The following is a 25,223-nucleotide window of genomic DNA, read 5'->3' on the forward strand; positions in this document are numbered from 1 at the left end:
CTGCTATTTGGGGGGCTGAATGTCCGGGAGCGGAGTGCAAAAACTGGCCTATGCGGCCCTTCTGGTGCTGCTGTTTGGCGTCTGCACTGGACTGCTTGGGGGTCTGTAGCCATGGCCAAACGGTTCGGTGGTAAATACAGCCCTCAGGGTGAGGACTCGCCAGACAGCCCGCTGCCGCGCGGCCAGTTTGACAATGCTCGGGTTGAACCTGCAGGCGCGCGGACGAATATCCTGTTCATTCCCGCCATCCCTCTGGTCTTTTTGTCGCTGAACGATGGCGCGATTGGCATGACCATGGGCCTTGTCGCCGCTGGCCTGCTGACCGCCGCCGCGTTTTTGCTGCGCGAAGGGTTGCGGGCCGAGGCCGCCTATAACGCCCGCAAAACCGCGCGTCGCCCAGCCTTCCCTCGTAAGATATTCGCAAGCGTTCTGACCGGGCTGGGGGCTGCGCTTGCGTCCTACCGGACCGAGTTTCTGGACGCCGAGACCGCAGCACAAGCAAGCCTTGTGGCCCCGATCCTGTTCGGCGCCGCCGCCGCGACCCTGCATTCCGTCTCCTTTGGCTTGGACCCCATGAAAAACAAGGGGATGGAGGGCATCGACACGTTCCAGCAGGACCGTGTTGCCCGCGTCGTCGATGATGCCGAAAAGCATCTCGCCGAAATGACAGATGCGATCAAACGCGCCGGAGACCGCCGGATCGAGGCGCGTGTCGAACGGTTTCAGGACACCGCCCGCGATCTGTTTCGCACGGTCGAAGAAGATCCGCGCGATCTGACGAGCGCACGCAAGTATCTGACCGTCTATCTGCAGGGCGCAAGTGATGCGACCGTCAAGTTCGCGGATGTCTATGCCCGCACCCGCGACGGACAAGCCTTGGCAGATTACTCCGCCCTATTGGATGATCTGGAACAGAATTTCGCCGCGCGTACGCGCAAAATGCTATTGGATGACCGTAGTGATTTAACGGTCGAAATCGACGTGCTGCGTGAAAGACTGCAGCGCGAAGGTGTCCGGCTGGACTGACCGGCCCTTTATATTTGAGCGAGGAACTCCCCTATGTCCGACGAGATCAAGAACAAAGCGGTTGAGGCCGAAACACTTGTGCAAGAGGTCACCGCGGTGGCCCTGCCCGAACCGCAGGCCGAGGTCGTCTCGCTTGAAGAGGCAGACGAACCCGTCAGCGCCGAGATCCGCAAGCGCATGGACGAGATCGACATGGGCAACACCAATTCGATCGTCGCCTTCGGCTCGTCCGCGCAGGCCGAATTGCAAGAGATCAGCCAAGCCATGCTGGCGGATGTGCGCAACAAGGATGTTGGCCCCGCAGGTGACAGCCTGCGCAACATCGTCACCACGATCCGGGGGTTCTCGGTCAGTGAACTGGACGTGCGGCGCGAACGCAGCTGGTGGGAGAAATTGTTGGGCCGCGCCGCACCCTTCGCCAAGTTCACCGCGCAATACGAAGAGGTTCAGGGCCAGATCGACCGTATCACAGACGATTTGCTTTCTCACGAACACACTCTGTTGAAAGACATCAAATCGCTGGACTTGCTCTATGAAAAGACGCTGGGGTTCTATGACGAGCTGGCGCTTTACATCGCCGCGGGCGAGGAAAAGCTGACCGAGCTGGATAGCCACGACATCCCCGAGAAAGAGGCCGAGGTTCAGGCAGCGCCCGAAGACCAGCAGGTCATGAAAGCGCAGGAGCTGCGCGACATGCGCGCCGCGCGCGACGATCTGGAACGCCGTGTGCATGACCTGAAACTGACCCGGCAGGTGACGATGCAGTCACTGCCCTCGATCCGGTTGGTGCAAGAAAATGACAAGTCGCTGGTCACCAAGATCAACTCGACTTTGGTCAACACCGTGCCACTGTGGGAAACCCAGTTGGCGCAGGCCGTCACCATCCAGCGCAGCGCCGAAGCCGCCGCTGCCGTGCGCGACGCCAATGATCTGACCAACGAGCTTCTGACCTCGAACGCTGCCAACTTGCGCGAGTCGAACAAGATGATCCGCGAAGAGATGGAGCGTGGTGTGTTCGACATCGAAGCCGTCAAGCAGGCCAACGCTGATCTGATCGGCACGATCAATGAAAGCCTGGCGATCGCGGACGAAGGCAAAGCCAAACGTGCTGCCGCCGAGCAGGAACTTCAGAAGATGGAGGCCGAACTGCGCGACACGTTGGCAGCTGCCAAGGCACGGCGTGACGGGACCGGCGACAACGCCGGAACGGCTGTTCCGGGATAAGGTGGGCTGGGCGTGCGGCCACTAACCTGTCTCAAAACGGGCCTTGGTGTTCTGGGCCTGCTGGCGCTTGCGGGGTGCGAAGAGGCGCTGACCTCTTCTGTCGTTCCTCAAGTGCGGCCTTCAGCTCCGCCGACTGCGGCGAACGCCTATGTGCCACCTTCGGCCGCCAGTCAGGACCTCGCGCGGTTCTATCAGCGGATCGAGCGGGACCTGCTGACTCGCGGCCTGCTGCGTACCGATGGCGGCGGACCAGACACCCCTTATGACGCCGACGACCTGAGCCGGAACTTTGAGGCCATCGCTTTTTACAGCGAATATCCTGATCACACCGTCTCGCTCGGGTCGCGGCAAACGGATGGGCAACTCAGCCGCTGGTCAGGACCTGTTCGTATCCAGACCGAGTTCGGACCCTCGGTCCTGCCCGCGACCCGCACCAGTGACGCGGATCAGGTTCAATCTTATGCTGCGCGTCTGGCCAAACTGACTGGCCATCCGATCTCGACCGTCAGTCGCAAAGCCAATTTTCACGTGTTTTTCGCCGGCAAGGATGACAGCGCTTATGTTGTCACGCGCCTCAAGGAACTGGTGCCCAACATCAGTCAAGCCTCTCTTGATTTAGTCGCCAACCCGCGCGCGAGTTTCGACTGTTTTGTGTTCGCCTCGGCCACCCGCAACGATCCGAACAAATACGTACGTGCAGTAACGCTGATCCGGTCGGAACTACCCGATCTCGTACGACGCAGCTGCATTCACGAAGAGATTGCGCAAGGGCTGGGCCTTTCCAATGACAGCCCTGCCGCGCGGCCTTCGATCTTCAACGACGATGACGAGTTTGCCTTGCTGACAAGTCATGATGAGAAACTACTGACAATGCTCTATGACCCGCGTCTTTCGCCCGGAGTGACGGTCGATCAGGCCCGCCCCGTGGTGCGGATCATTGCGCGTGAATTGATGGGGCAGCCGCTTTGACCCCAAGGACAGGAGAACCCAAATGGGAATTTTCGATTTTCTGACCGGAGAATTTATCGACGTCATTCACTGGGTCGATGACACCCGAGACACCATGGTCTGGCGGTTCGAACGCGAAGGGCATGAGATCAAGTATGGTGCCAAGCTGACCGTCCGCGAGGGTCAGGCGGCGGTGTTTGTGCATGAAGGGCAGTTGGCGGATGTGTTCACGCCGGGTCTTTATATGCTTGAGACCAACAACATGCCGATTCTGACAACCCTGCAGCATTGGGATCACGGCTTTCAGTCTCCATTCAAATCCGAGATCTATTTCGTTAATACGACGCGGTTCAATGATCTGAAATGGGGCACCAAGAACCCGATCATGCTGCGCGACCCGGAATTCGGACCGACCCGCATTCGGGCCTATGGCACCTATACGGTACGGGTGAAAGACCCGGCAAAATTTCTGGTCGAGATCGTCGGAACCGATGGTGAATTCACCATGGATGAGATCAGCTTTCAGGTCCGCAACATCATCGTGCAAGAGTTCAGCCGCGTGATCGCCGGATCCGGTATTCCGGTTCTCGACATGGCGGCGAATACGGCCGATCTGGGCAAACTGATCGCAGCCGAAGTCTCGCCCGTGTTGGAAGGCTATGGGCTGGAGATGCCTGAGTTCTACATCGAAAATATCTCGCTTCCGCCTGCGGTAGAGGCCGCGTTGGACAAGCGCACCTCTATGGGACTGGCGGGTGATCTGGGCAAGTTCACCCAGTATTCTGCCGCCGAGGCGATGACGGCAGCAGCCAACAACCCCGGTCAGGGCGGCGGCATGGGTGCCGGTCTTGGAATGGGAATGGGCATGGCGATGGCCAATCAGATGGCGAACATGGCAGCGGGCCAACCGAGCGGCCCGTGGGGATCGCCCGCCCCCGCTGCCCCGCAAACATCCGCGCATGCGGCCCCGCCGCCTCCTCCGCCCGTTGAGCACGTATGGCATATCGCAATGGATGGGCAGACCAGCGGGCCGTTCTCGAAAGCCAAGATGGGGCGTATGGCATCTGACGGGGAACTGACGCGAGATACCCATGTCTGGACCGCCGGTCAGGACGGCTGGAAAAAAGCGGGTGAGGTGCAGGAATTGGCGCAGCTATTCACGATCCTGCCTCCGCCCCCACCGGGTGCGTAAGCGGTAGCAGGCGGACGGATGACTGAAGAACACCGCTTTCCCTGCGACCAATGTGGCGCGGATTACCGGTTCAATCCCGGCGATGGCACATTGACCTGTGACCACTGCGGCCATTCCGAACCCATTGGCTCAGGACCCTGGGGCGGCGCAAGCCTGCGCGAGCTGGATTTTGATGCCGCCATTGCAGACCGCCTTCCGGACAGCGAGATTGAGGAAACGCGGGTTCTGTCCTGTCCGAACTGTGCCGCTCAGGTCGAGTTCGACCCGAATACCCACGCAGCGGAATGTCCGTTCTGTGCCACTCCGGTGGTGACGGATACGGGCGTCAACCGACATATCAAACCCAAGGGTGTTTTGCCTTTTGCTCTGGATGAACGGTCCGCCCACAAGGCGATGGGGGATTGGCTGGGTCGGCTTTGGTTCGCGCCGAACGGGCTGAAAGATTATGCTCGCAAAGGGCGAAAAATGCAGGGCATATATGTGCCCTACTGGACCTTCGACGCGGATACCAAATCCAGCTATCGCGGGGAGCGCGGCACCGTTTACTACGAAACGCGCACTGTCATGCGCGACGGGAAGCGGGTGCAACAACAGGTGGCCAAAGTGCGCTGGAGCCCGAAATCCGGACGCGTCGCGCGGTTCTTTGATGACGTTCTGGTATTGGCCTCACGTTCGCTGCCCAAGCAATACACAGACGCGCTGGAGCCTTGGGATCTGCCCGCGCTTGAACCCTACCAGCCGCAATACCTGGCGGGGTTCCGGGCCGAGGCTTACTCAGTCGAGTTGCCCGAGGGATACTCCGAGGCGCGGGCACATATGGCGCGCGTGATTGAGCGTGACGTGCGCTTTGACATCGGTGGCGACCGGCAGCGTATTCACGCGGTGGACACGGATGTACGCGATGTGACGTTCAAGCATATCCTGCTGCCCATCTGGATGGCTGCCTATAAGTATCGCGGGCAAACCTATCGGTTTGTAGTCAACGGGCGCACTGGCCGGGTGCAGGGGGAACGACCGTGGTCTGCGATCAAGATAACCATTGCGGTGGTCCTCGGCCTGCTGGTGGCGGCAGGCGTGGGGTACGTGATGGCGACGTCGCAGGGGTGAGCCCAGAAATCACACAGGCAGACGTTTTCCCGACTACGCGCAAGACGCTGGATGACAAGTGGGCCTCCGGCGGCTAAACCGACTGCTGAACGCATGCGATTTGGGGAGAGCGATGCGCGCAGTCTTACAACGGATCTCTAGAGCGTCAGTCTCGGTGGATGGCGCTGTTGTCGGTCAATCGGGACCGGGCCTGATGATTCTCGTATGCGCGATGCAGGGCGACAGCGAAGAGAATGCCTCGAAACTTGCTGCGAAAATCTCCAAGCTGCGAATCTTCAAGGATGAGGCCGGTAAAATGAACCGATCTGTCGTGGACATTGGCGGCTCGGCTCTGGTTGTCAGTCAGTTTACCCTTGCTGCGGATACGGCCAGTGGCAACCGGCCCGGATTCTCGCAGGCCGCTGCGCCGGATGTCGGGAAACACCTTTATGAAAGTTTTGCCAAGAACCTCGCCGCATGCGGAATCGCGGTTGAGACAGGGCAATTTGGGGCCGACATGGTCGTCGAACTGGTCAATGATGGGCCAGTGACAATCTGGATGGAGAATTGATGACCCGCGCTGAACAGGCAATCGCACTCTGGCAAGCCGGAGTCGCGGCGGTAGACGGATACACGGCAACCCGCAAAGCACTCTCCGATGTTGCAAAACCGGATCGGATTCTGGCAGTTGGCAAACCCGCGGCAGCGATGGCCCGAGCGGCATTGGATCAATTCGGAGACATCCCAACGCTGGTGGTCACCAAGGACGATCATGGGCGCGACCTGCCGGAGGGCGTCGAGGTGATCGAGGCCTCACATCCAGTCCCGGACAGCCGCAGCCTTGCAGGCGGCAGGGCACTGCGCCTCGCGGTCGAGGCAATGCCGCCCGAGGCGCATTTGCTGCTGTTGGTGTCAGGCGGCGCGTCCTCGCTGGCCGAAGATTTGATAGGTGGCAAAACGCTTGAGGATCTGGAGGCGTTGAACAATAAGCTGCTGTCAGAGGGACTTGATATCGGGGCGATGAATGCGGAACGACGCAAGATTTCGCAGGTCAAAGGCGGAGGATTGCTGTCCCGGCTCAAAGGCCGACAGGTCACGGTTCTAGCGATCTCGGACGTGCCGGGGGATGACCTGAACGTTATCGGCTCGGGCATCGGTGCGCTGCCTGAACAGGTCTCCTACGAGGCCGAAGCGCAGATCATTGCCTCGAACGCCCATGCTCGTGCGGCGGCTGCCGAAGCGGCCGAGGATGCGGGTCTGTCGGTGCTGGCCAATGAAGAGGCCTTGCATGACGATTATCAGGCCGTCGCCACCGCAATCGGTGAGAAGCTAAGGCAGATGGGATCAGGCGTCATGGTTTTCGGCGGCGAGCCGACTGTTGTGCTGCCCCCAAACCCCGGACAGGGTGGGCGCAATCAGGCACTGGCACTGGCACTGGCGCACGAGATTTCCGGCCTCGAAGATATCACGGTCGTGGTCGGAGGAACCGACGGAACAGATGGCCCAACCAACGCAGCGGGCGGGGTCGTTTCTGGTGCCACATGGGCCGAAGGCGCAGATGAAGCGCTGGCCGCCGCCAATAGTGGGGCCTTCCTGGAAGACGCGGGCGCTTTGTTGGTGACCGGGCCGACAGGAACCAATGTCATGGACCTGATTGTCGCAATTCGGGATTAGAATGACGTATTCTCCCGATACCGACCAAAGCAACCAATAGATCATTTTCGACATAGCGGAGGACGCAAAGACAGGGCGCTATGACGGCTTTGATAAACACGGTATTGTCAGGCAAGGCACATTTGCGACACGGAATTCCACTTGCCCGACCCGCTGAAATGCGTCAACGTTGACTCACGCGTCAATAAAAAGCCCGAAAACGGGCGAACACAACCAACTGGGAGCTTCTGAATGAACGAACAACTCACTCACATGTCCAAACAGGTGACGGCAGGCAAACTGACCCGTCGCGAGTTCATGGGCAAAGCCGCCGCTCTTGGCGTTTCGGCAGCCGTGGCCAGCACGATGTTTGCCGACGCGGCCCGTGCAGCCGGCCCGAAAAAGGGTGGCGATCTGAAATTTGGCCTGCAGGGCGGCGAATCGACCAACTCGCTTGACCCGGCGACCTATGCAAGCTCGGTTCCGTTCCAGAACGGCAAACAATTTGGCGACCAATTGGTCGAAGTTGCACCCGACGGCACGATCGAACCACGCCTTGCCGAAAGCGTCGAAGGCAGTGCGGATGCCAAGGTCTGGACCTTCAAGCTTCGTCAGGGGGTCGAGTTCCACAACGGCAAGACCATGACCAGCGAAGACGTGCTGAAAACCATGCAGCGCCACTCGAACGAAGACTCCAAGTCCGGTGCATTGGGCATCATGAAGGGCATCGAGTCGATGAAGGCCGATGGCGACAACTTCCAGGTCACACTGTCCGAGCCCAACGCCGACCTTCCCTATCTGATGGCCGACTATCACCTCATCATTCAGCCGGACGGTGGTATGGAGAACCCGGCAGCCGGTATCGGCACAGGCCCCTACAAGCTGGAAGTTGATGAGCCCGGCGTCCGTCACCTGTTCACCAAGAACGAAAACCACTGGAACAGCGATTTCGGCAACTTCGACAGCGTCGAAGTGGTTGTCATCAACGACGCAACCGCCCGGACAGCCGCGCTGCAATCGGGCCAGGTTCACGCAGTAAACCGCGTCGAGCCCAAAGTTGCCGACCTGCTGGGTCGCGCACCAAACCTGACTGTTCATTCGACCGCCGGTCGTGGTCACTATGTGTTCATCATGCATTGTGACACGGCTCCGTTCGACAACAACGAACTGCGCACGGCGCTGAAATACGCGATCAACCGCGCGGATCTGGTGGACAAAGTTCTGCGTGGCTATGGCTCGATCGGGAACGACATGCCGATCAACGCGGCCTACCCACTGTTTGATGAGACAATCGAACAGCGTGAGTTCAGCGTTGAAAAAGCAGCCGAGCACTACAAGAAATCTGGCCACGATGGATCGCCGATCATTCTGCGTGTGGCAGATGGCGCCTTCCCAGGCGCTGTGGATGCGGCGGCGCTGTTCCAGCAAACCGCTGCGCAGGCAGGTATCCCGCTGGAAATCAAACGCGAACCCAATGATGGCTACTGGTCGGAAGTGTGGAACGTTCAGCCGTTCTGTGCCTCGTACTGGGGTGGTCGTCCGGTCCAGGACCAGATGTACTCGACCGCGTATCTGTCGAGCGCAGACTGGAACGACACGCGCTTCAAGGTTCAGGCCTTCGACGACTTGCTGTTCGCAGCGCGCGCCGAACTGGACGCCGAGAAACGTAAGGGCATCTACAGCCAGATGGGCCAAATGGTTCGCGACGAAGGCGGCCTGATTTGCCCGATGTTCAACGACTTTGTTGAAGGCATCAGCAACCAGCTGGACGGTTGGGAATCAGATCCGACGCAAGAGATGATGAACGGCAACATGTCGCGCAAGATGTGGTTCGTGTAACTCGGGCAACGGATAATGCATCCTATCATCAAACTGGTTTCCCAGCGCCTTGCGCTGGGACTCCTATTGCTGCTCGGCGCTTCGGCTCTGATTTTTGGCCTGACCGAAGCCCTTCCCGGAGACGCCGCGCAAGCCGTCCTGGGGCAGTCCGCAACCCCTGAGGCCCTTGCCAACCTACGAGAAGAGATGGGCCTGAACCGCCCTGCCCTAACCCGCTACTTCGAGTGGTTGGGTGGCATCGCGCAAGGCGATTTGGGGCAATCCCTCACCAATAAACTTGATATCTCCGAGAGCATCGGAAAACGCCTTGGCAATACGCTGTTCCTTGCTTGCGTCGCTGCTATCGTGTCCGTTCCGCTTGCAATCTTCCTTGGCCTTCTGGCCGTTCGGTTCCGCAATCGCTGGCCCGACAAGCTGATTTCGGCGATTACTCTGACAACCGTTTCAATCCCCGAGTTTCTGATCGGCTATGTGGTGATCTACTTTATCTCGGTCAAACTGGGCTGGTTCTCATCCCTGGCGATGATCAACGACTCCATGACATTCGGACAGAAGCTGAATGCAATTGCCCTGCCAGCTTTTGTTCTGACGCTGGTGGTTCTGGCGCAAATGATGCGCATGACCCGCGCGGCCATTCTGAACCTTATGCAATCGGCCTATATCGAAACCGCCGAGCTTAAGGGTCTGAGCACCTTTCAGGTCATTGCACGCCATGCCTTCCCCAACGCGATTTCTCCGATCGTAAACGTTGTGATGCTGAACCTGGCCTATCTGGTTGTCGGTGTCGTCGTGGTCGAGGTTGTGTTCGTCTATCCCGGCATGGGGCAATATCTGGTGGATGCGGTGACCAAACGCGACGTGCCCGTCGTGTTGGCCTGTGGTGTCGTATTCGCGGCCGTCTATATTGGCCTGAACATGGTTGCCGATATCGTGTCGATCCTTGCCAACCCAAGACTGAGGCATCCGAAATGATAAGGAACATTCCTCTTTCGGCACTGATTGGCCTCTTGTTCACTGGCGCCTATTTCTTTGTGGCCATCGCGGCCCCCCTGATTGCGCCTTACGGAATGGCAGAAGTTGTCGGTGATGTATGGGAGCCTGCCAGCGCCGAGCATCTGCTGGGCACGGACAATATCGGGCGGGACCTACTGACCCGCATGATCTATGGCGGGCGCACGACGATCTTCATCGCTGCCGCCGCCACGTTGCTCAGCTTTCTGACCGGTACGTCTCTGGGTTTGCTGGCCGCCGTTCTGGGCGGATGGGCAGATCAGGCACTCAGCCGGACTGTTGACCTGATCATGTCGATCCCGACCCTGATCCTCGCGCTGGTTATTTTGGCCATCGTTCCGGTGACCGTTCCGATCCTGATCCTTGTGATGGGCCTTCTGGACGCTACCCGCCCCTATCGACTGTCGCGTTCTGTCGCGGTGGACATCAATGTGATGGACTACGTTGAAGCCGCGAAACTGCGCGGTGAAGGGCGCGCGTGGGTTATCTTCCGGGAAATCCTGCCCAACGCTCTGTCACCGCTGGTGGCCGAGTTTGGTCTACGGTTCATCTTCATGGTTCTGTTCATCTCGACCCTGTCCTTCCTGGGCCTGGGCGTGCAGCCGCCGCTGGCGGACTGGGGCGGCATTGTGAAGGAAAACAAGGACGGTATCGTCTATGGCATCGGTGCTGCCCTGTGGCCCGCCGTCGCCATTGCGACCCTGGCCATCTCGGTCAACCTTGTGGCTGACTGGGTTCTGAACCGCACCACATCGCTGAAAGGAGGCCGGGGATGAGCGACGATATCCTTCTCAAGGTCCGCGACCTCAAAATCGGCGCGACCGTCTATCCGCCGGGCGAAAAGCCCCATGACATCGAAATCGTGCACGGGGTCAGCTTTGACCTCGAACGCGGCAAGGTGCTTGGGTTGATCGGTGAATCCGGCGCCGGTAAATCCACCATCGGTCTGGCATCGATGGCCTATGGCCGGGGTGGCGTGAAGATCACCGGTGGCGAGGTCTGGGTAAACGGGCGCGATATCCTCAAGACATCTCATGGGGATATCCGCAAGCTGCGTGGGGGTGAGGTCACCTATGTGTCCCAATCCGCTGCAGCGTCGTTCAACCCTGCCAAAAGGATCATGGATCAGGTCGTCGAAGCGGCGGTCGAGCAAAAGAAATTCACCCGCAAACAGGCCGAGGCCCGTGCACGTGAACTCTTCGCCAAGCTTGGTCTGCCCGATCCCGACAATATCGGCAGTCGCTACCCGCACCAAGTTTCCGGTGGTCAGCTACAACGTTGCATGACCGCGCTGGCCCTGTGTCCGGAACCTGATCTGGTGGTATTCGACGAACCCACCACAGCCTTGGACGTGACCACCCAGATCGACGTTCTGATGGCGATCAAAGAAGCCATTGCAGATACCGGCGTCGCTGCGCTCTACATCACCCACGACCTTGCGGTTGTGGCGCAGGTCAGCGACGACATCATGGTTCTGCGGATGGGCGACACTGTCGAGTACGGCAATACCGATCAAATCATCAACAACCCGCACGAAGACTATACCAAGGCCTTGGTCTCGGTTCGGTCTATCGAACACGAAGAGAAAAAGCCGACCTCTGAGCCGGTTCTTCAGGTCGACGGTATTACCGCGCGCTACAAGGGTCTGAACTTCGATGTTCTGCACAACGTCAATGTTGAGCTCCATCCGGGGCAGACTTTGGCGGTTGTGGGCGAATCCGGCTCGGGTAAATCCACGCTGGCGCGTGTGATCACTGGCCTGCTGCCTGCACGCGAGGGTGAGATCACCTTCAACGGGCGCAAACTGAGCTCGGATCTTAAGGGGCGCACGCGCGAAGACCTGCGTGAGCTGCAGATGATTTACCAGATGGCAGACACGGCGATGAACCCGCGTCAGACCGTCGGCACGATCATCGGCCGCCCGTTAGAGTTCTACTTCAACATGCGCGGGGCCGAGAAACGCAAACGCGTGGTCGAGCTGCTGGATGAGATCGAACTGGGCGAAAAGTTCATCGATCGCTATCCGGCGGAACTCTCCGGTGGCCAGAAACAGCGCGTCTGTATCGCGCGGTCACTGGCGGCCAAACCCAAGATGATCATCTGTGATGAGGTCACCTCGGCGCTCGATCCACTTGTGGCAGACGGCATCCTGAAGCTGCTGCTGGACCTGCAGAAGATCGAGGATGTGGCCTACCTTTTCATCACCCATGATCTAGCGACGGTCCGCGCGATCAGCGACAGCATCGCGGTGATGTATCAGGGTCGCGTCGCGCGCTACGGCTCGAAATCTCAGGTGCTTAGCCCACCGTTCGACGACTACACCGACCTGCTGCTCAGCTCGGTTCCCGAGATGGAACTTGGCTGGCTGGAAAAAGTGGTTGCCAACCGCAAGATGGAGGCGGCAGGGAACTGACCCTTGCCCCAACCAACGCTATGAAATCCCGGCACGTGTCACAAACAGGTGTCGGGATTTTGCTATTCGGGGCGGGAATAGGCAGCCCAAGTGCAACGAATCTTTTAGGGTCGCCAGAAACACTCTCGAAAAGGGTCAAAATATGGACCGCAAACTCCTCCTCATCATTTTGGACGGCGTCCCGTGGCGCAACTTCCGCCGGTTGTTCGGCAATCTCGAAGGCTGGGTCGAAAGTGGCGAGGCCCGCGTGTGGAAACTCCGCTCGGTCCTGCCGTCGACCTCGGCCAGTTGCTATGCTTCGATCCACACGGGCGTGACCCCGCAGGAGCATGGTTGCACCGGCAACGGCAATGTCTTCCGCCTAAGCCACAAGGACGTGTTCAGCCAGGTCCGCGAGGCCGGAGGCGTGACCGGAGCCGTCACCCACAGCTATTGGTCGCAGTTCTTCAACCGCCATCCGTTCGACTATGTGCGCGACGTGGAATACGACGAGCCGGAGAGCCAAACCATCAACCATGGCCGGTTCCACAGCATGACCGGCTATGGCAAGGCCAACCAGATGACGCCCTGCGATGTCGATCTGTTTGCCACTCTGACGAACCTGTGCCTGCGCCATGGGTTGGACTATGGCATCCTGCACACCTGCACCTTGGACAGCATGGGTCATCGCTTCTTCCACGATTGCGAGGAAATGGACCACGCCTGCTTCGTGATGGATGAGATGCTGGCACCCTTCATCCCGAACTGGCGCAAACTGGGCTATGAGGTCATCGTCACCGCCGATCACGGGCAGGACGAACGCGGTCACCACGGCGGGCGCAGCCCGTTGCAACAGGAAACCGCGCTCTACTACTTTGGCGACGCAGAAGGCCCAGAGGCCGATACCGTGATCGACCAGCTACAGCTTGCCCCCACCATCCTGACCCGAATGGGCGCGCCGCTTGCGGACACGATGAAGGCCAAGCCCTTCCTGAGCTGATCAAAGCACTTCGCTGCCACATACGGCGGCAGGAATGTCCTGAACTTGGCAGGGCATTCCTGTTCTAATCTGGAACCCAGATCGATTAGTCGTAGGACCAGATCCCCTGCCCTAGCGCCTCAATGGCGATGGAAATCCGTTCGAAACTATCTGCGGCGCGCTTGACCGAGGTACGGGCGCGCAGATAGCCGTGGACAAGGCCGGGTTCGTTGATCCACTCGGCGCGGCCTCCAGCAGATTGGATCGCCGCGCAATAATCTGATCCATCATCCCTGAGAGGGTCGCAATCGGCGGTGATGACAACGGTCGGTGGCAAGCTCGAGAAGTCGGTGTCCTGAAGCGGGGCAAAGGTTGGATCACCGCTCGAGGCTGGTCCCCCGCATCTGACGGTTTCGTAGAACTTAATATCCTCAAGCGTCAGCAACGGGGCATGAGCGTGTTCGATATACGAGCCTTTGGACGTATCACCGCCCAGCCCGGGGTAGATCAGGACCTGCCCCAAGATGTTCTCTAGCCGTCCCCGCGCGTAGTGAGCGACAGTTGCAGCCAGATTACCCCCTGCACTGTCACCAGCCAGGATCATCGGGTCGCCAAACTCTTCCGCTGCCCAGTTTACGGCAGTCCAACAATCCTGAAACTGGGCCGGATGCACGTTTTCGGGGCACAGGCGATAGTCGACTGCGACAATCCGATATCCGGTCTGTGCGCAAATCTCGGCGCAGACATCATCGTGGCTATCCAGCCCGCCGACGACGAAACCGCCGCCATGGAAATAGACGACGGTTCGTGTCGGTTGACCTGCGGTATAAAGGCGGACCGGCACGCCATTGGCGGACAGGTCCTGCACCGCCACCCCTTCGGGTCGCGGCTGGCGAAAATCCTGACACATCTTGTCATAAACCTTGCGCTGGTCTTCGATTGACAGATCCACCGCATCGTCAGGATAGCTTTCAGCCGTGCGTCTTATGAACGCCCAAGTTTCCTCATCAATTAGACGTTCATAATCCATGTTCCCTCCCGGTTAGGCTGCCCACTCCCACGGCCGGGTATACGCGCCCAGCACTTTGCTGACATCGTCCTCGGATGTGCCGTTCGCGTCAAGCTGCGCGACCAGGCCACGCTTCTTGTCGTCGATGACCGAGACGACACGGGCATCAACGCCAGCTTGCTCAAGCGCGCCATTGTAGATCCGGGTGATCGCGTGCTTGCGCAGATCAGGTTTGAACACCTTACCAACCGCGGTCTTGGGCAATTCGGTCAGAATTGTCATGTGCTTGGGCTGAGCCGCGCGTTCATGAACATGGACCTTACAGAACTCCATCAACGCCTCTTCGGTCACCGAAGCTCCCTCCACCAGTTCTACGAATGCGCAAGGCACCTCACCGGAATGGGCGTCGGGCTGACCAATGGCACCTGCGAAGGCCACGGCCTCATGCCCTAGCAGGGCCTCTTCGATCTCGGCAGGATCAATATTATGTCCGCCACGAATGATCAGGTCCTTGGCACGGCCAGTGATCCAGAGGTACCCGTCCTCATCAAAGCGACCCAGATCGCCTGTGCGCAGATACTTGTCATAGTGGTACAGGTTCTCGTTCTTGTCGGTTTCGGTATAGGTATTGCCTGCAAAGACACCTGGGTTAGAAACGCAGATCTCTCCAATCTCATCCACCGCGCATTCCTTGGGGCCGTCCGGGCCGTCCTGCAGGATTTTGACATCTGTGTATGGGAAGGGAATCCCGATCGAGCCGATCTTTTTCTCACCATCCACCGGGTTGCACGAGACAAGGCAGGTGGCCTCGGTCAGGCCGTAGCCTTCGACGATAGTCACGCCTGTTGCCTCTTCGAACCGACGGAACAATTCGACCGGCAGCGGGGCTGAGCCGGAGAACGCCGTTTTCACCGAGGAAATATCAGCATCCACGGGTCGTTGCATCTTGGCCGAGATCGCGGTGGGCACGGTGATGATGAAACTGACCTTCCAACGTTCGATCAGCTTCCAGAAATTGTCGAACACGCCATCACCGCGATATCCCTGAGGTGTCGGGAAAATCACATGCGCGCCCGAGGACACAGCCGCCATCCAGATCACATGCACGGCAAAGACGTGGAACATCGGCAGCGGGCACATAATGACGTCGTTTTCGTCAAACAACAGCGTATTGCCCAGCCAGCCATTGTAGATCAGGCCCGAATATTTGTGCTGCGCTACCTTCGGCATGCCAGTCGTGCCGCCTGTGTGGAAGTAGCAGGCCACCCGGTCCTCGGTGCTATCTGCAAAGGTCAGAGTCGTGGGCTGCTTGGCCAATTCCTGATTGAAGTTCTTATAGTCCGCATGCGCGAGCTTTGCCTTGTCGCCCATTTTTGGCCGCAGGAACGGGACGATCCAGGATTTCGGCGGTGTCAGATAGCGGTTCAGGTCAATCTCGAGAATGGTGTTGACCTTGGGCGCATGGCGCACGGCCTCTTCCACCTTCTGCGCCACATCCGTTTTCGGGAAGGACTTGAGCGTGACGACAACCTTGGCACCTGTCTCGCGCAGAATGGCGGCGATCTGCTCCGGCTCGAGCAGCGGGTTGATCGGGTTCACGATGCCAGCGACTGCTCCGCCCATCAGGGTCACCAGCGTCTCGTTACAATTTGGCAGGATATAGGCCACCACGTCACTTTCGCCGATCCCGAGCGAACGGAACAGGTTGGCCGCCTGATTGACCTGCCCCAGAAGGTTGGACCATGTCAGCGTCTCGGCCTTGTCGTTCGGACCTGAAAACAGCTGAAAACTGACCGCATTGTGGTTTGGAAATTTCTCTGCCGTGCGCGATAGCAGCTGGTGGAACGTCACCGGCAGGTCGCGGTCCTCCCACGTCATTTCCTGTTCAATACGCGCTTTGTCTTCCTTGCCAACAAAGGCCATGTGGCTCCTCCCATTTTTGTAATCTCCCGCGCGCCACACGCGGAATGATCTTACCTCAGATGGGATCACAACCTTGGCGGCGCAAGCAAGGGCTTAGCGAGGGAAAAGTTGAAAATGTAGAATGACGCTACGGCGAAACGGCGATTGCCGGAGCGTCACTTTATTCCGCAGCGACGCCGTCAGTGAACTGAAGACGGGCCAAACGGGCGTAAAGACCCCCTTGCGCCACCAGATCGTCATGCGTGCCTTGGGCGACGATGCGACCGGCCTCCAGCACCACAATGCGATCTGCCTTTTTCACGGTCGCCAGCCGGTGCGCCACGATCAGGGTCGTGCGTCCGGCGCGCATCTGGTCCACCGCGCCCTGCACAGCCCGTTCGCTTTCCGCATCCAGTGCCGAGGTCGCCTCGTCCAGCAACAGAACCGGCGCATCCCGCAAAATGGCGCGGGCAATGGCGATCCGCTGTTTCTGACCGCCGGACAGCATCACACCCCGTTCGCCAACGAAACTGTCATAGCCTTCCGGGAGCGCCGCGATGAAGTCATGCGCGGCAGCGGCACGCGCGGCGGCCTCAACCTCGGCGTCCGAGGCATCCAGACGGCCAAAGCGGATATTGTCACGGGCCGAGGCGGCAAAAATCACCGGATCCTGCGGGACCAGCGCCATATGCTGACGGAAATCTGCCCGGTTCAGGTTTTGCAGATCCATCCCGTCCAGCATCACGCGCCCCGAGTTCGGGTCGTAGAATCGCTGGAGCAACTGAACCACCGTTGTTTTTCCCGCGCCCGAGGGGCCAACGAAGGCAACCGTCTCGCCGGGATTGACCTGCAGGCTGAGCTTGTCCAGCGCCACCACATCGGGCCGCGCAGGATAGCGGAAAGTAACCTCTTCGAACTTGATCTCTCCGCGCACCGGTTGCGGCAACGGTTTTGCTTGGGACGGGTCGGTCACGGTGTCTTCGGCATTCAGCAGCTCGACCAATCGTTCAGTGGCCCCTGCAGCACGCTGAAGTTCGCTCCAGATCTCGGACAGGGCAGCGACAGAGCCTGCCATGATGACCGAATAAATGACGAATTGGATCAGAACCCCTTCGGTCATGACCCCGTTGCGCACGTCATTGGCCCCCATCCACAGCACTCCAACGATGCCCGAGAAGACGAGAAAGATCACGATGACCGTCAGAACGGCCCGCGTCTTAATACGCCGCAGCGACACGACATAAGAGGTCTCGGTCATATCGCCAAACTGCTGGCGACTTGCGCGTTCGTGGGTGAAGGCCTGCACGGTCTGTACCGCGCCCAGCGCTTCGCCCGCGTTGCCCGAAGAGGCCGCGATCCAGTCCTGATTCTCGCGGCTGATGGCGCGGAGCCTGCGCCCCAGTACCAGAATTGGCACCACTACCACTGGGATCAGCAGCAGAACCAGCGCTGTCAGCTTGGCCGAGGTCAACAGCATCAACACCAACCCTCCGACAAACATCAGCAGGTTGCGCAGGGCAATCGAGACAGATGACCCGATCACCGATTGAATCAGCGTCGTGTCGGTGGTGATCCGGCTGAGGACCTCTCCGGTCATGATGCGTTCGTAGAACTCGGGGCTCATGCCGATCACACGGTCAAAGACGGCCTTGCGGATATCGGCGACCACGCGTTCCCCCAACCGGGTGACCAGCGCGTAGCGGATGCCTGTGCCCACGGCGAGAATACCGGCAATGCCCAGCGCGGCCAGGAAATACCAATCCAGCAGCTCTCCGTCCTGAATGCGGAAGTTATCCACCACGCGGCGCACGGCCAAGGGCAAGGTCAGCGTCATGCCAGCCGTCAGGACCAGCGCCAATGTCGCTCCTAGCATCAACAGGCGATACGGCTTCATGAACGGCCAAAGCGACGCCAAGACGCCTAGCTTTTTTGAGCCTGCTCTTTCTTCGCTGGCGCCCGGCGCGGATGCGGTGGTCGTGCTGGCTGTCTGTCTCGCCATGTGCGGCCCTTATGTGTTCACTTTGTCTTCAATGCGGAGTTGCTGTTTCTTGGCGATACTGGCCCGCAGGGTCAAGAAGCCGTGCACAAAATGCCCTGAGGACCGGGCCATTTGACGCAGAGATGTGGGGCTGAGTTGGAGCGGGTAGACGGAATCGAACCGACATAGCCTGCTTGGAAGGCAGGGGCTTTACCATTAAGCTATACCCGCTCAATGTTTCGCCTTCCTATGTGATGGCTAAGTGGGCGTCAAGAGCGAACCATCACTTGGGCAAATTGACCCGAAAGAAAGGGTTTTTCGTAGTTTGTGAGGAAGGCGTGAGCAAAGGCGTTCTGTTTGATATCGCAGGTGTTCTGTATCAGGGCGATAAGCCACTGGCGGGTGCTGTGGAGGCGGTTTCAACCATTCGCGACACAGGACTTCCGGTTCGCTTTCTAACGAATTCAACCCGACGACCGAAGCGTGTTATTCTGGATAAGCTACAAGGCTTCGGAATAGACGCAGGTCCTAAAGAAATCCTGACACCCGCTGCGGCAGTGTGTGCCTGGCTAGAGGAAAACGGTCTTGCGCCACATCTGCTGATCCATCCGGATCTGGAAGAGGATTTTGCAGTGTGCTCGAAATCTGGCCCCAAAGCGGTCGTGGTTGGTGATGCGGGCCGCTATTTTACGTATGAACGATTGAACGCAGCCTTTCGCCTGATCCAAGACGGGGCTCCCTTCCTTGCATTGGCCTCAAACAGAGTGTTTCGTGACGCAGACGGCGAATTGAGTCTGGATGCCGGCGCTTTCGTCCGGGCGCTTGAATACTCGAGCGAAACAAATGCTCTTCTATTTGGAAAGCCATCACCAGCGTTTTTCCACTCTGCCGCGCAAAGCATGGGGCTGGAGCCTGCTGAGGTAACAATGATTGGCGATGATGCCGACAGCGATATCGCGGGCGCTTTGAAGGCGGGTTTAGGCGCGGCCATACTGGTCCGAACCGGAAAATACCAAACTGGCGACGAGGCGCGCTATGAACCGCGACCCACTGCAACCGCAGAGGGTGTCCGTGCCGCGGTGGAACTTGTCAAACGAGGGGGCAATTGAGAGCGCCCGAAGGAGCATTGCACCGACGGGAACCGGCACTCACAAACAGACAAGGTCAGTGCGACAAACTTCGGCCCGAACAAGCTTTGATTTCAAACTTGGGTTGGCACACGACCTGCGGCGGGTCAGAACAGTCGAGCAAAATGAGGGCTTCTGCAAGTTCCGCCAGGGGTAAAAGAGGACACTGAAGTTTTAAGCGGACGGCACTTGGCAGACCTTCGAAACGAGACTTTGCAAACCCAGAGGTTCGCGGCCCTACTTTCATCAAACTCTAATTTGCAACTCCACTAGATTTCTGTAAGCGCCTCAGCGATTTTGTCTGCGAGCACTTCAGGCTGGTCAACGCTCGGCCAATGTGTGGCGTTTTCTAAGATGACATGGTTCATCTTGTTCTCTTCCAGCCAACGGACGGTGTCTTCGGGACAATTATCGGGATTGTACAAATATGTAACGTTAGCTGCGTGTTGCAAAACCTCACCTGGTACGTGATCTGATGAAAACTTCCGGGCGTCAATGCCGAGCTGCCAAAGCGCTGAAGGATCGGCCTTTGAGACTTCGTCGCGATATCTTCTTATGATCGGTTCAGACTTCGCCATTTCATCTAGCCGCCCCAGAAACGCTTTGCGAAACTCTGCCGGACTAGCGTAGTCGGCCGCTGTCCCGGAAAAATAGGCATCTGCGGCTGTAATGTTTCCTTCCAGAGAAACGATTTTAGTCAAAGGGCAGTCTGCCCGGCGGACGGCCAAGGAAGCTATGATCGAAGCAACTGAATGGGCGACGATAGTTTCGGCCTCATACTTTGTTGCTTCATTTGACACGTATTGCGCGAGGGCTTCGAGTGTTGTTCCCTCCGCAAGAGGCGCAGCGCCAAATCCTGGAAGATTGATGGGCAACAAACGATGGCTGAAAGCAAGATGTGTCTCAGTCAATTCGTCAAACATGCTTCCATTGTCGCCGAAGCCGGCAACGAACAAAATGATCGGCCGATTGTCACGCACCCCTTTGAATTTTCTTGAGTGTTCGGCGCACATATCAATCTCCTGAACTCTGCGGGACGCGCAAAACAGGGCTCCAACGTGCAAGCTACTTTGTATAAAGAAGGCTGTTTGCGGTGTATCGGGAGCTTTCTGCAATTCCTATGGGAAGGACCTCAGCCGCAGTATTTTCGGACCTCGGTATCCCGAAGCCCCGTGGCTACAAGCATGCATCTGTTACGGGCTTCGTAGTAATAGCCGCGGGCATACCACATGACCGCTTCGGGCTCATTTCCATCCGAAACCATCCAGGCACCGCGAAGGTATTTCACGGCGTACGTCAGATTGGTCTGAGCGTCCAAGAGGTCGGAAGGCTGTCCACGAAATCCCATCTGGCGCGCTGTGGCAGGTAGAATCTGCATCAGCCCGTAGTAGGGGCCATTTCGGGCACTGGGGCGGTAATCACTTTCTCGTTGGATCACTCGGTGTACAAGGCTTCGCGGCACACCGTTTGCGTCCGCAGTTTCATTGATCATCACTCGTAGCTCAGGGGTCTCACCGGGATAAAGCCGGGTTAATGGCTCTGCGGGTTGATTGCTACAAGCGGCAAGAAATAACACAGCAACAATGAACGTGTTTCGCATCAGAATTCTCTTCCCATCAACTGTACGATTCATCAGCGCTCAACTGCGATTGAATTTCAATATCCCAGAAAACTGTTAAGCGACTTTTGGCCCGAATTGATTTGGCATCTAATATCGACGATGCACTCTCTTTTCAGTAACAATGTGCCTCTTTTTCTGACGCTCACGCAAAAATACAAACAGTCCTGACCCCAAGATCAGTGCGATACCAATGGCGACAGGCAGGTTTGGGAGCTCTCCCCAGATGACCCATCCCCAGAAAACGGCCATAGGAAGACCGACGTATTCAAATGGCGCCACTGTCGCCGCGTCTGCCATGCGGTAAGCCTGGCCGAGGCAATACCCGATGATTGCAGAATTGAATCCGAGCCCAATAAACAACCAGCGGTCAGTCCCTTCGGGCCAAACCCAGGCACGCAGCAAGAAGATCAAGCTTTCGTTTTCAAACGCGCTCGCAAAGCGCCCATCCCCTGCCACTGACCAGAACAACAGGCTGACAACGATAAAGCACGCCTGAATATAAACAGCCATTGCTGAGGCCTTGGACTTTGCACCCAAGAAACGAGTCATCACGTTGTTGAGGGCATAGGTGAACGCAGCAAAAACCGGAAGGGCATACATCAGCAGACCAACCTCACGCTCGCCGCCGGCCTCCCAGGGGCGGGTCATGATCACCACGCCCAAAAATCCCACAATCACGGCACCAATCCGCATCAGCCCAACTTTTTCGCCAAGCAATGGGATACTCAGCAAGGTGATCATCAAGGGAGCGACGAAGAAAACAGCCGTGGCTTCCGCCAGGGGCATTACCGCGAGGGCTGTAAAGAAGGTCAGATTGGCTACGACAATCAGCAGACCGCGCAGAAGGTGAAGTCCAGGCTGATCGGTTTTCAGGATGCGCCAACCGCCCTCCATCTGGACTAGGGCAAAGCTAAATCCGATTCCGATCAATGATCTTGCAAACACCATCTGGTGCAAGGGGTAACCGCCAGACAGGAATTTAATCAGCATATCATTGATAGAAATCGCCAATATTCCGATCAGTACGAACGCAATACCAACTGTCGGGTTTTGTAATTTTTGTGTCGCTGTCATGGAGTGCCCTTTCATTGGGCCACTACCATGGGTCAGGGGATAGATCACGTCGCTTTGCGACACGGTAAGTCGCGCAGCCTTGTCCAACTTAGGTCTTGTGCGTAGCTTTTGGAGCCATGTGCAACCTCTACTCCAACACTATCCCCGCCACGGCGATGCGCCAACTGTTTGACGTGACCGTTGAACGTGACAGGCTCGGGAATGCGGAACCATTGCCAGCCATCTACCCAAAGCACTTAGCCCCTGTGGTCAGGAAAGGCGACGAAGGTAAGCGTGAGCTGGTCTCGCTGATTTGGGGATTTCGTACAACAAAGAAGTCAAAGAAAACCCGTGCTATTGTCCAACCGGGTGCCTGGAATAACGCACGTGATGACAAGGTGCGCTCAAACGGCTTGTGGAAACAGAGCTTTGAGGAGCAGCGTTGCCTCGTTCCGGCGAATTCGTTCTGTGAGGCTCAAGGAAGAAACCCAGCCACTTATCACTGGTTCGCCCTGAAGGGCGATGAGGCCCGCCCGCCATTTGCATTTGCGGGTATGTGGCAAATCTCGCGGTACCAGGGCAAGGAAGGGCCCGAGGAGGTTGAAACCTACACCGTCATCACCACGACGGCCAATGAACTGGTAAAGCCCATACTCCCGCAGAGAATGCCCGTAATCCTCCAGCCGGAGGACAATGAGCAATGGATGGATGGCAACGCGGATGACGCATTCGAACCGCTGGAGCCCTTAAATTCGAACGAAATGCAAATTGTTCGGTCTTGCGAAGGTGAGAAGTCGGAGACAGCAGGAAGATTGCCGTGAAAATCGTATCGGGTGGGCAAACTGGCGTAGACTTGGCTGCACTTGAGTTCGCTATCCAACGCGGTTTGAGCTACGGCGGCTGGGTCCCCAAGGGTCGCATCAACGAAGCTGGCCGCATTCCAGAGCGATACTCAGGTCTAACGGAAGCACCTTCGCCAAAACCAGACGTCAGAACCCGGCTCAACGTCGGTTCAAGCGACGCGACGCTTATTCTGACTGATGGATCAGAAAGCCCCGGCACGAATTATACTCACCAAGTCGCAAGTGAGTTAGGAAAACCGGTTTTGCGTATCACGCTTGAAGATAATAACTGTCTAGAAACTGAGCGGGTTCGGCAATGGATCTCATCGATCAAGCCTTCGGTTCTCAACGTTGCCGGACCACGTGAATCTGAGGCACCTGGGGTATATTCAAAGGCGTTTGCTTTCCTGAGCGATGCACTTTCGACCACCTAGGCCAGTTTCTCACACGCCCGAAGTTCTTAAAGGGCTGACTGGTAAACCCGACGGTATTAACAACTACTGCGGTCCATTGATCGAAAATTCCATACTGCGACCATTTAGGTAGCGGAGGATTTCTTGTCACTCGATATGGCAAGATAGATGTCTGCTAAACCATTTCATTTTCACTATTTCCATGCTCAGTGTATTTCAGAGTTCGCGTGAATATTGCCTGATGTCCGACACCAACACTTGCCGAGGGTATTTTTCTTGTCCGCCGACCGGCCCACATGGCTTATTTTTGCACCAGGTATATTTGTGGCGGTGTGGTCAACCGGCTATGTCGGTGCCAAGTTCGGTCTCGGCTATATAGAGCCGATGACTTTCCTAGCACTGCGCTTTGCCTGTGTAGTGGTAATTATGGCCGGGTTGTTTGCAATCCTGCGCCCACCGCTGCCAAAATCATCTAAAGAGTGGATGCACTTGGCCATCGTTGGTTTTCTACTGCAGGCGATGTATTTTGGCATGTGCTACATGTCGTTTAATGCAGGTTTATCGGTTGGAACACTGGCCCTTATCCTCGCTATGCAGCCCATTCTGACCAGCCTGATCGCGCCGCGTTGGGCAGGTGAAAGTGTGAGCTGGCGGCAATGGGCCGGGTTGGCCCTTGGCCTGACGGGGGCGGTTCTTGTCATTACGGCAATGTCCGAGGTTGCTACGCCACCACTCGTTGGTTTTCTTTTCGCCGCACTCGCCCTGATCGGCATTACCGGCGGAACCTTGTGGGAGAAGCGCTTCGGAGTTTCGCACCATCCTGTCACTGCAAATTTGGTCGGGTTTACAGCGGGTTTGTTAGGGGTTGCGCCATTCATGGTCGCCTTTGAAACCATGCAGATCACTTGGACTTGGCAGCTTTTTGCGTCGCTGGTCTATCTCATCATTGCAAGTTCACTCATCGCCGTTGGCTTGTTGCTTGCCATGATCCGCGCCGGGGAAGTGTCGAAAGTTTCCGCGCTCTTTTTTCTAGTCCCACCGGGAGCGGCAGCTGTTGCTTGGCTGGTCCTCGGAGAAGTTATGCCGCCGATTGCTTGGGTTGGGATGGTTGTCGCTGGATTTGGCGTCTTCTTGGCGACTAATAAATCAAAGAAAACGTCCCGAGAGACATCGAATTGTCTGAACACAAAACAACACCTATCATCAAATAAACAATCGACCGCTTGGACGAGTTAAGTACTCAAAGCTGAACTTGGTGCAATTCTCGCGATTTGGCGCTTTGTCCGCAAAGCGGTCACTCGCCTTCTGTCTCACAAACGAAGTCTGCCGTTACGCTGACGCGGCTAGTATCAAGCAGAGCCCAATAACCGCTTTCGACTAAGATTCCGTTTGGAAGCATCACGAAAGTTATCACGCTAGCGCCGCGCTCACCGAAGCTCTCTGACCTGTGGCATGCAGACAAACCGTTTCGTTGGTCATTGCAATTGAGCAACCATGTGCGCTTGATGTCGTGGTCATCCCAGGTAAATACACCCTGATCACCGGAAACGCTGTAAGTGTGATTTGGGCCGTCAGGGTGAGTGCAGGTCATCTCTAAAGATACTGCCGCCGTACCAGCAAGCGTCAGAGCGGTTGCAGTTAGAATGATCCTTTGCAAGGTTGACATGCGTCCATTGTGCATCGCTGCTGTTGCGCCTTGCAAGCTCTCCAAAACTGATGAGCCGTCGGTGGCATCGGCCTTTGCTTTGAATATCTGCTCCGTCCGCGCAGCGGCCATTAATGCACAGCTTAGCGAACGACCGCTCCGAGCCCTAAGTTCAAATTGCTGCACGGTGCATCTATGCCGGAAGTGCAAAAAAGCTGTCGTTGAGTGTTCTATTCAAACCACAACTTCTTCACTTTTTGGGTTGTGCTTTTGCTCCCAAGGA

The 25,223-nt window shown here is 57.5% G+C and carries 23 protein-coding genes and 1 tRNA gene; 16 read left to right on the top strand and 8 right to left on the bottom strand.

The window, feature by feature from the left end:
• The first annotated feature begins 111 nt into the window (after positions 1 to 111).
• The 12 genes from ACR0NO_RS03370 to ACR0NO_RS03425 all read left to right on the top strand — a co-directional run bounded on the left by ACR0NO_RS03370 (position 112) and on the right by ACR0NO_RS03425 (position 13,371).
• Positions 112 to 1,026: a 5-bromo-4-chloroindolyl phosphate hydrolysis family protein gene (locus ACR0NO_RS03370; RefSeq protein ID WP_480722969.1), complete on the top strand. Its 915-nt coding sequence runs from the start codon at positions 112 to 114 to the stop codon at positions 1,024 to 1,026.
• Positions 1,027 to 1,059: 33 nt separating this feature from the next.
• Positions 1,060 to 2,250, top strand: a complete 1,191-nt coding sequence (locus ACR0NO_RS03375; protein WP_170374831.1) for a toxic anion resistance protein — start codon at positions 1,060 to 1,062, stop codon at positions 2,248 to 2,250.
• Positions 2,251 to 2,262: 12 nt separating this feature from the next.
• Positions 2,263 to 3,219, top strand: coding sequence for a DUF2927 domain-containing protein (locus tag ACR0NO_RS03380; protein ID WP_480722970.1), 957 nt, complete (start codon positions 2,263 to 2,265; stop codon positions 3,217 to 3,219).
• A gap of 22 nt (positions 3,220 to 3,241) precedes the next feature.
• Positions 3,242 to 4,390 carry an SPFH domain-containing protein gene (locus ACR0NO_RS03385; RefSeq protein WP_480722971.1) on the top strand — a complete coding sequence of 383 codons (1,149 nt, stop codon included), beginning with the start codon at positions 3,242 to 3,244 and terminating at the stop codon, positions 4,388 to 4,390.
• 18 nt (positions 4,391 to 4,408) lie between these two features.
• On the top strand, positions 4,409 to 5,497 hold the full coding sequence (locus ACR0NO_RS03390; protein ID WP_170664801.1) for a TFIIB-type zinc finger domain-containing protein: 1,089 nt from the start codon (positions 4,409 to 4,411) through the stop codon (positions 5,495 to 5,497).
• A 112-nt stretch (positions 5,498 to 5,609) separates the two neighbouring features.
• Positions 5,610 to 6,047: a D-aminoacyl-tRNA deacylase gene (gene dtd / locus ACR0NO_RS03395; RefSeq protein ID WP_480722972.1), complete on the top strand. Its 438-nt coding sequence runs from the start codon at positions 5,610 to 5,612 to the stop codon at positions 6,045 to 6,047.
• Positions 6,047 to 7,150 carry a DUF4147 domain-containing protein gene (locus ACR0NO_RS03400; protein ID WP_480722973.1) on the top strand — a complete coding sequence of 368 codons (1,104 nt, stop codon included), beginning with the start codon at positions 6,047 to 6,049 and terminating at the stop codon, positions 7,148 to 7,150. The genes dtd and ACR0NO_RS03400 overlap by 1 nt, the downstream gene beginning before the upstream one ends.
• Before the next feature lie 231 nt (positions 7,151 to 7,381).
• Positions 7,382 to 8,968, top strand: coding sequence for an ABC transporter substrate-binding protein (locus ACR0NO_RS03405; RefSeq protein WP_480722974.1), 1,587 nt, complete (start codon positions 7,382 to 7,384; stop codon positions 8,966 to 8,968).
• A gap of 15 nt (positions 8,969 to 8,983) precedes the next feature.
• On the top strand, positions 8,984 to 9,940 hold the full coding sequence (locus tag ACR0NO_RS03410) for an ABC transporter permease (RefSeq protein ID WP_170374804.1): 957 nt from the start codon (positions 8,984 to 8,986) through the stop codon (positions 9,938 to 9,940).
• A complete protein-coding gene (locus tag ACR0NO_RS03415) occupies positions 9,940 to 10,755 on the top strand; it encodes an ABC transporter permease (protein ID WP_480723112.1) in 816 nt (271 codons plus the stop codon). Before ACR0NO_RS03410 ends, ACR0NO_RS03415 begins: the two co-directional genes overlap by 1 nt.
• A complete protein-coding gene (locus ACR0NO_RS03420) occupies positions 10,752 to 12,392 on the top strand; it encodes an ABC transporter ATP-binding protein (RefSeq protein WP_480722975.1) in 1,641 nt (546 codons plus the stop codon). Before ACR0NO_RS03415 ends, ACR0NO_RS03420 begins: the two co-directional genes overlap by 4 nt.
• 142 nt (positions 12,393 to 12,534) lie before the next feature.
• A complete protein-coding gene (locus ACR0NO_RS03425; RefSeq protein ID WP_480722976.1) occupies positions 12,535 to 13,371 on the top strand; it encodes an alkaline phosphatase family protein in 837 nt (278 codons plus the stop codon).
• An 85-nt stretch (positions 13,372 to 13,456) separates the two neighbouring features.
• Here the strand turns inward: ACR0NO_RS03425 and ACR0NO_RS03430 are convergent, their stop codons facing one another.
• The 4 genes from ACR0NO_RS03430 to ACR0NO_RS03445 all read right to left on the bottom strand — a co-directional run bounded on the left by ACR0NO_RS03430 (position 13,457) and on the right by ACR0NO_RS03445 (position 18,470).
• The gene (locus ACR0NO_RS03430; protein WP_170678279.1) at positions 13,457 to 14,380 is read right to left on the bottom strand and encodes an alpha/beta hydrolase; all 924 of its coding nucleotides are present in this window, start codon (positions 14,378 to 14,380) and stop codon (positions 13,457 to 13,459) included.
• Between the two features lie 12 nt (positions 14,381 to 14,392).
• Entirely contained in the window at positions 14,393 to 16,282 is a 1,890-nt protein-coding gene (locus ACR0NO_RS03435; protein WP_170678277.1) for an acyl-CoA synthetase, read from the bottom strand.
• Between the two features lie 160 nt (positions 16,283 to 16,442).
• A complete protein-coding gene (locus ACR0NO_RS03440; protein ID WP_480722977.1) occupies positions 16,443 to 18,260 on the bottom strand; it encodes an ABC transporter transmembrane domain-containing protein in 1,818 nt (605 codons plus the stop codon).
• A 136-nt stretch (positions 18,261 to 18,396) separates the two neighbouring features.
• A tRNA-Gly gene (locus ACR0NO_RS03445) sits at positions 18,397 to 18,470 on the bottom strand.
• A gap of 107 nt (positions 18,471 to 18,577) precedes the next feature.
• On the opposite strand from ACR0NO_RS03445, the gene ACR0NO_RS03450 reads away from it, so the two are divergent.
• Entirely contained in the window at positions 18,578 to 19,348 is a 771-nt protein-coding gene (locus ACR0NO_RS03450; RefSeq protein WP_480722978.1) for a TIGR01458 family HAD-type hydrolase, read from the top strand.
• A 287-nt stretch (positions 19,349 to 19,635) separates the two neighbouring features.
• Here the strand turns inward: ACR0NO_RS03450 and ACR0NO_RS03455 are convergent, their stop codons facing one another.
• From ACR0NO_RS03455 to ACR0NO_RS03465, 3 genes are all read right to left on the bottom strand, one after another.
• On the bottom strand, positions 19,636 to 20,379 hold the full coding sequence (locus tag ACR0NO_RS03455) for an alpha/beta fold hydrolase (RefSeq protein WP_170664793.1): 744 nt from the start codon (positions 20,377 to 20,379) through the stop codon (positions 19,636 to 19,638).
• 119 nt (positions 20,380 to 20,498) lie between these two features.
• Complete coding sequence (locus ACR0NO_RS03460; RefSeq protein WP_170468631.1) at positions 20,499 to 20,966, bottom strand: lytic transglycosylase domain-containing protein; 468 nt, start codon at positions 20,964 to 20,966, stop codon at positions 20,499 to 20,501.
• Between the two features lie 108 nt (positions 20,967 to 21,074).
• Positions 21,075 to 22,061: a DMT family transporter gene (locus ACR0NO_RS03465; RefSeq protein ID WP_480722979.1), complete on the bottom strand. Its 987-nt coding sequence runs from the start codon at positions 22,059 to 22,061 to the stop codon at positions 21,075 to 21,077.
• Between the two features lie 116 nt (positions 22,062 to 22,177).
• On the opposite strand from ACR0NO_RS03465, the gene ACR0NO_RS03470 reads away from it, so the two are divergent.
• The 3 genes from ACR0NO_RS03470 to ACR0NO_RS03480 all read left to right on the top strand — a co-directional run bounded on the left by ACR0NO_RS03470 (position 22,178) and on the right by ACR0NO_RS03480 (position 24,531).
• Positions 22,178 to 22,861, top strand: coding sequence for an SOS response-associated peptidase (locus ACR0NO_RS03470; protein WP_480722980.1), 684 nt, complete (start codon positions 22,178 to 22,180; stop codon positions 22,859 to 22,861).
• Entirely contained in the window at positions 22,858 to 23,316 is a 459-nt protein-coding gene (locus ACR0NO_RS03475) for a putative molybdenum carrier protein (protein ID WP_480722981.1), read from the top strand. The genes ACR0NO_RS03470 and ACR0NO_RS03475 overlap by 4 nt, the downstream gene beginning before the upstream one ends.
• Before the next feature lie 255 nt (positions 23,317 to 23,571).
• The gene (locus ACR0NO_RS03480) at positions 23,572 to 24,531 is read left to right on the top strand and encodes a DMT family transporter (protein ID WP_480722982.1); all 960 of its coding nucleotides are present in this window, start codon (positions 23,572 to 23,574) and stop codon (positions 24,529 to 24,531) included.
• Positions 24,532 to 24,589: 58 nt separating this feature from the next.
• Here ACR0NO_RS03480 and ACR0NO_RS03485 read toward each other — a convergent pair whose 3' ends face one another.
• Positions 24,590 to 25,072, bottom strand: a complete 483-nt coding sequence (locus ACR0NO_RS03485; RefSeq protein ID WP_480722983.1) for a hypothetical protein — start codon at positions 25,070 to 25,072, stop codon at positions 24,590 to 24,592.
• Positions 25,073 to 25,223: the final 151 nt, after the last annotated feature.

Source organism: Ruegeria sp. CL3 (assembly GCF_056536505.1).

What these genes read in the sequence shown, in the direction of transcription:
- ACR0NO_RS03405 (WP_480722974.1), top strand. Translation starts at nt 7,382, where the DNA reads ATGAACGAACAACTCACTCACATGTCCAAACAGGTGACGGCAGGCAAA.
- ACR0NO_RS03370 (WP_480722969.1), top strand. Translation starts at nt 112, where the DNA reads ATGGCCAAACGGTTCGGTGGTAAATACAGCCCTCAGGGTGAGGACTCG.
- ACR0NO_RS03465 (WP_480722979.1), bottom strand. Translation starts at nt 22,061, where the DNA reads ATGACAGCGACACAAAAATTACAAAACCCGACAGTTGGTATTGCGTTC.
- ACR0NO_RS03485 (WP_480722983.1), bottom strand. Translation starts at nt 25,072, where the DNA reads ATGGCCGCTGCGCGGACGGAGCAGATATTCAAAGCAAAGGCCGATGCC.
- ACR0NO_RS03390 (WP_170664801.1), top strand. Translation starts at nt 4,409, where the DNA reads ATGACTGAAGAACACCGCTTTCCCTGCGACCAATGTGGCGCGGATTAC.
- ACR0NO_RS03375 (WP_170374831.1), top strand. Translation starts at nt 1,060, where the DNA reads ATGTCCGACGAGATCAAGAACAAAGCGGTTGAGGCCGAAACACTTGTG.
- ACR0NO_RS03430 (WP_170678279.1), bottom strand. Translation starts at nt 14,380, where the DNA reads ATGGATTATGAACGTCTAATTGATGAGGAAACTTGGGCGTTCATAAGA.
- dtd (WP_480722972.1), top strand. Translation starts at nt 5,610, where the DNA reads ATGCGCGCAGTCTTACAACGGATCTCTAGAGCGTCAGTCTCGGTGGAT.
- ACR0NO_RS03420 (WP_480722975.1), top strand. Translation starts at nt 10,752, where the DNA reads ATGAGCGACGATATCCTTCTCAAGGTCCGCGACCTCAAAATCGGCGCG.
- ACR0NO_RS03435 (WP_170678277.1), bottom strand. Translation starts at nt 16,282, where the DNA reads ATGGCCTTTGTTGGCAAGGAAGACAAAGCGCGTATTGAACAGGAAATG.
- ACR0NO_RS03470 (WP_480722980.1), top strand. Translation starts at nt 22,178, where the DNA reads ATGTGCAACCTCTACTCCAACACTATCCCCGCCACGGCGATGCGCCAA.
- ACR0NO_RS03460 (WP_170468631.1), bottom strand. Translation starts at nt 20,966, where the DNA reads ATGCGAAACACGTTCATTGTTGCTGTGTTATTTCTTGCCGCTTGTAGC.
- ACR0NO_RS03440 (WP_480722977.1), bottom strand. Translation starts at nt 18,260, where the DNA reads ATGGCGAGACAGACAGCCAGCACGACCACCGCATCCGCGCCGGGCGCC.
- ACR0NO_RS03410 (WP_170374804.1), top strand. Translation starts at nt 8,984, where the DNA reads ATGCATCCTATCATCAAACTGGTTTCCCAGCGCCTTGCGCTGGGACTC.
- ACR0NO_RS03455 (WP_170664793.1), bottom strand. Translation starts at nt 20,379, where the DNA reads ATGTGCGCCGAACACTCAAGAAAATTCAAAGGGGTGCGTGACAATCGG.
- ACR0NO_RS03400 (WP_480722973.1), top strand. Translation starts at nt 6,047, where the DNA reads ATGACCCGCGCTGAACAGGCAATCGCACTCTGGCAAGCCGGAGTCGCG.
- ACR0NO_RS03425 (WP_480722976.1), top strand. Translation starts at nt 12,535, where the DNA reads ATGGACCGCAAACTCCTCCTCATCATTTTGGACGGCGTCCCGTGGCGC.
- ACR0NO_RS03385 (WP_480722971.1), top strand. Translation starts at nt 3,242, where the DNA reads ATGGGAATTTTCGATTTTCTGACCGGAGAATTTATCGACGTCATTCAC.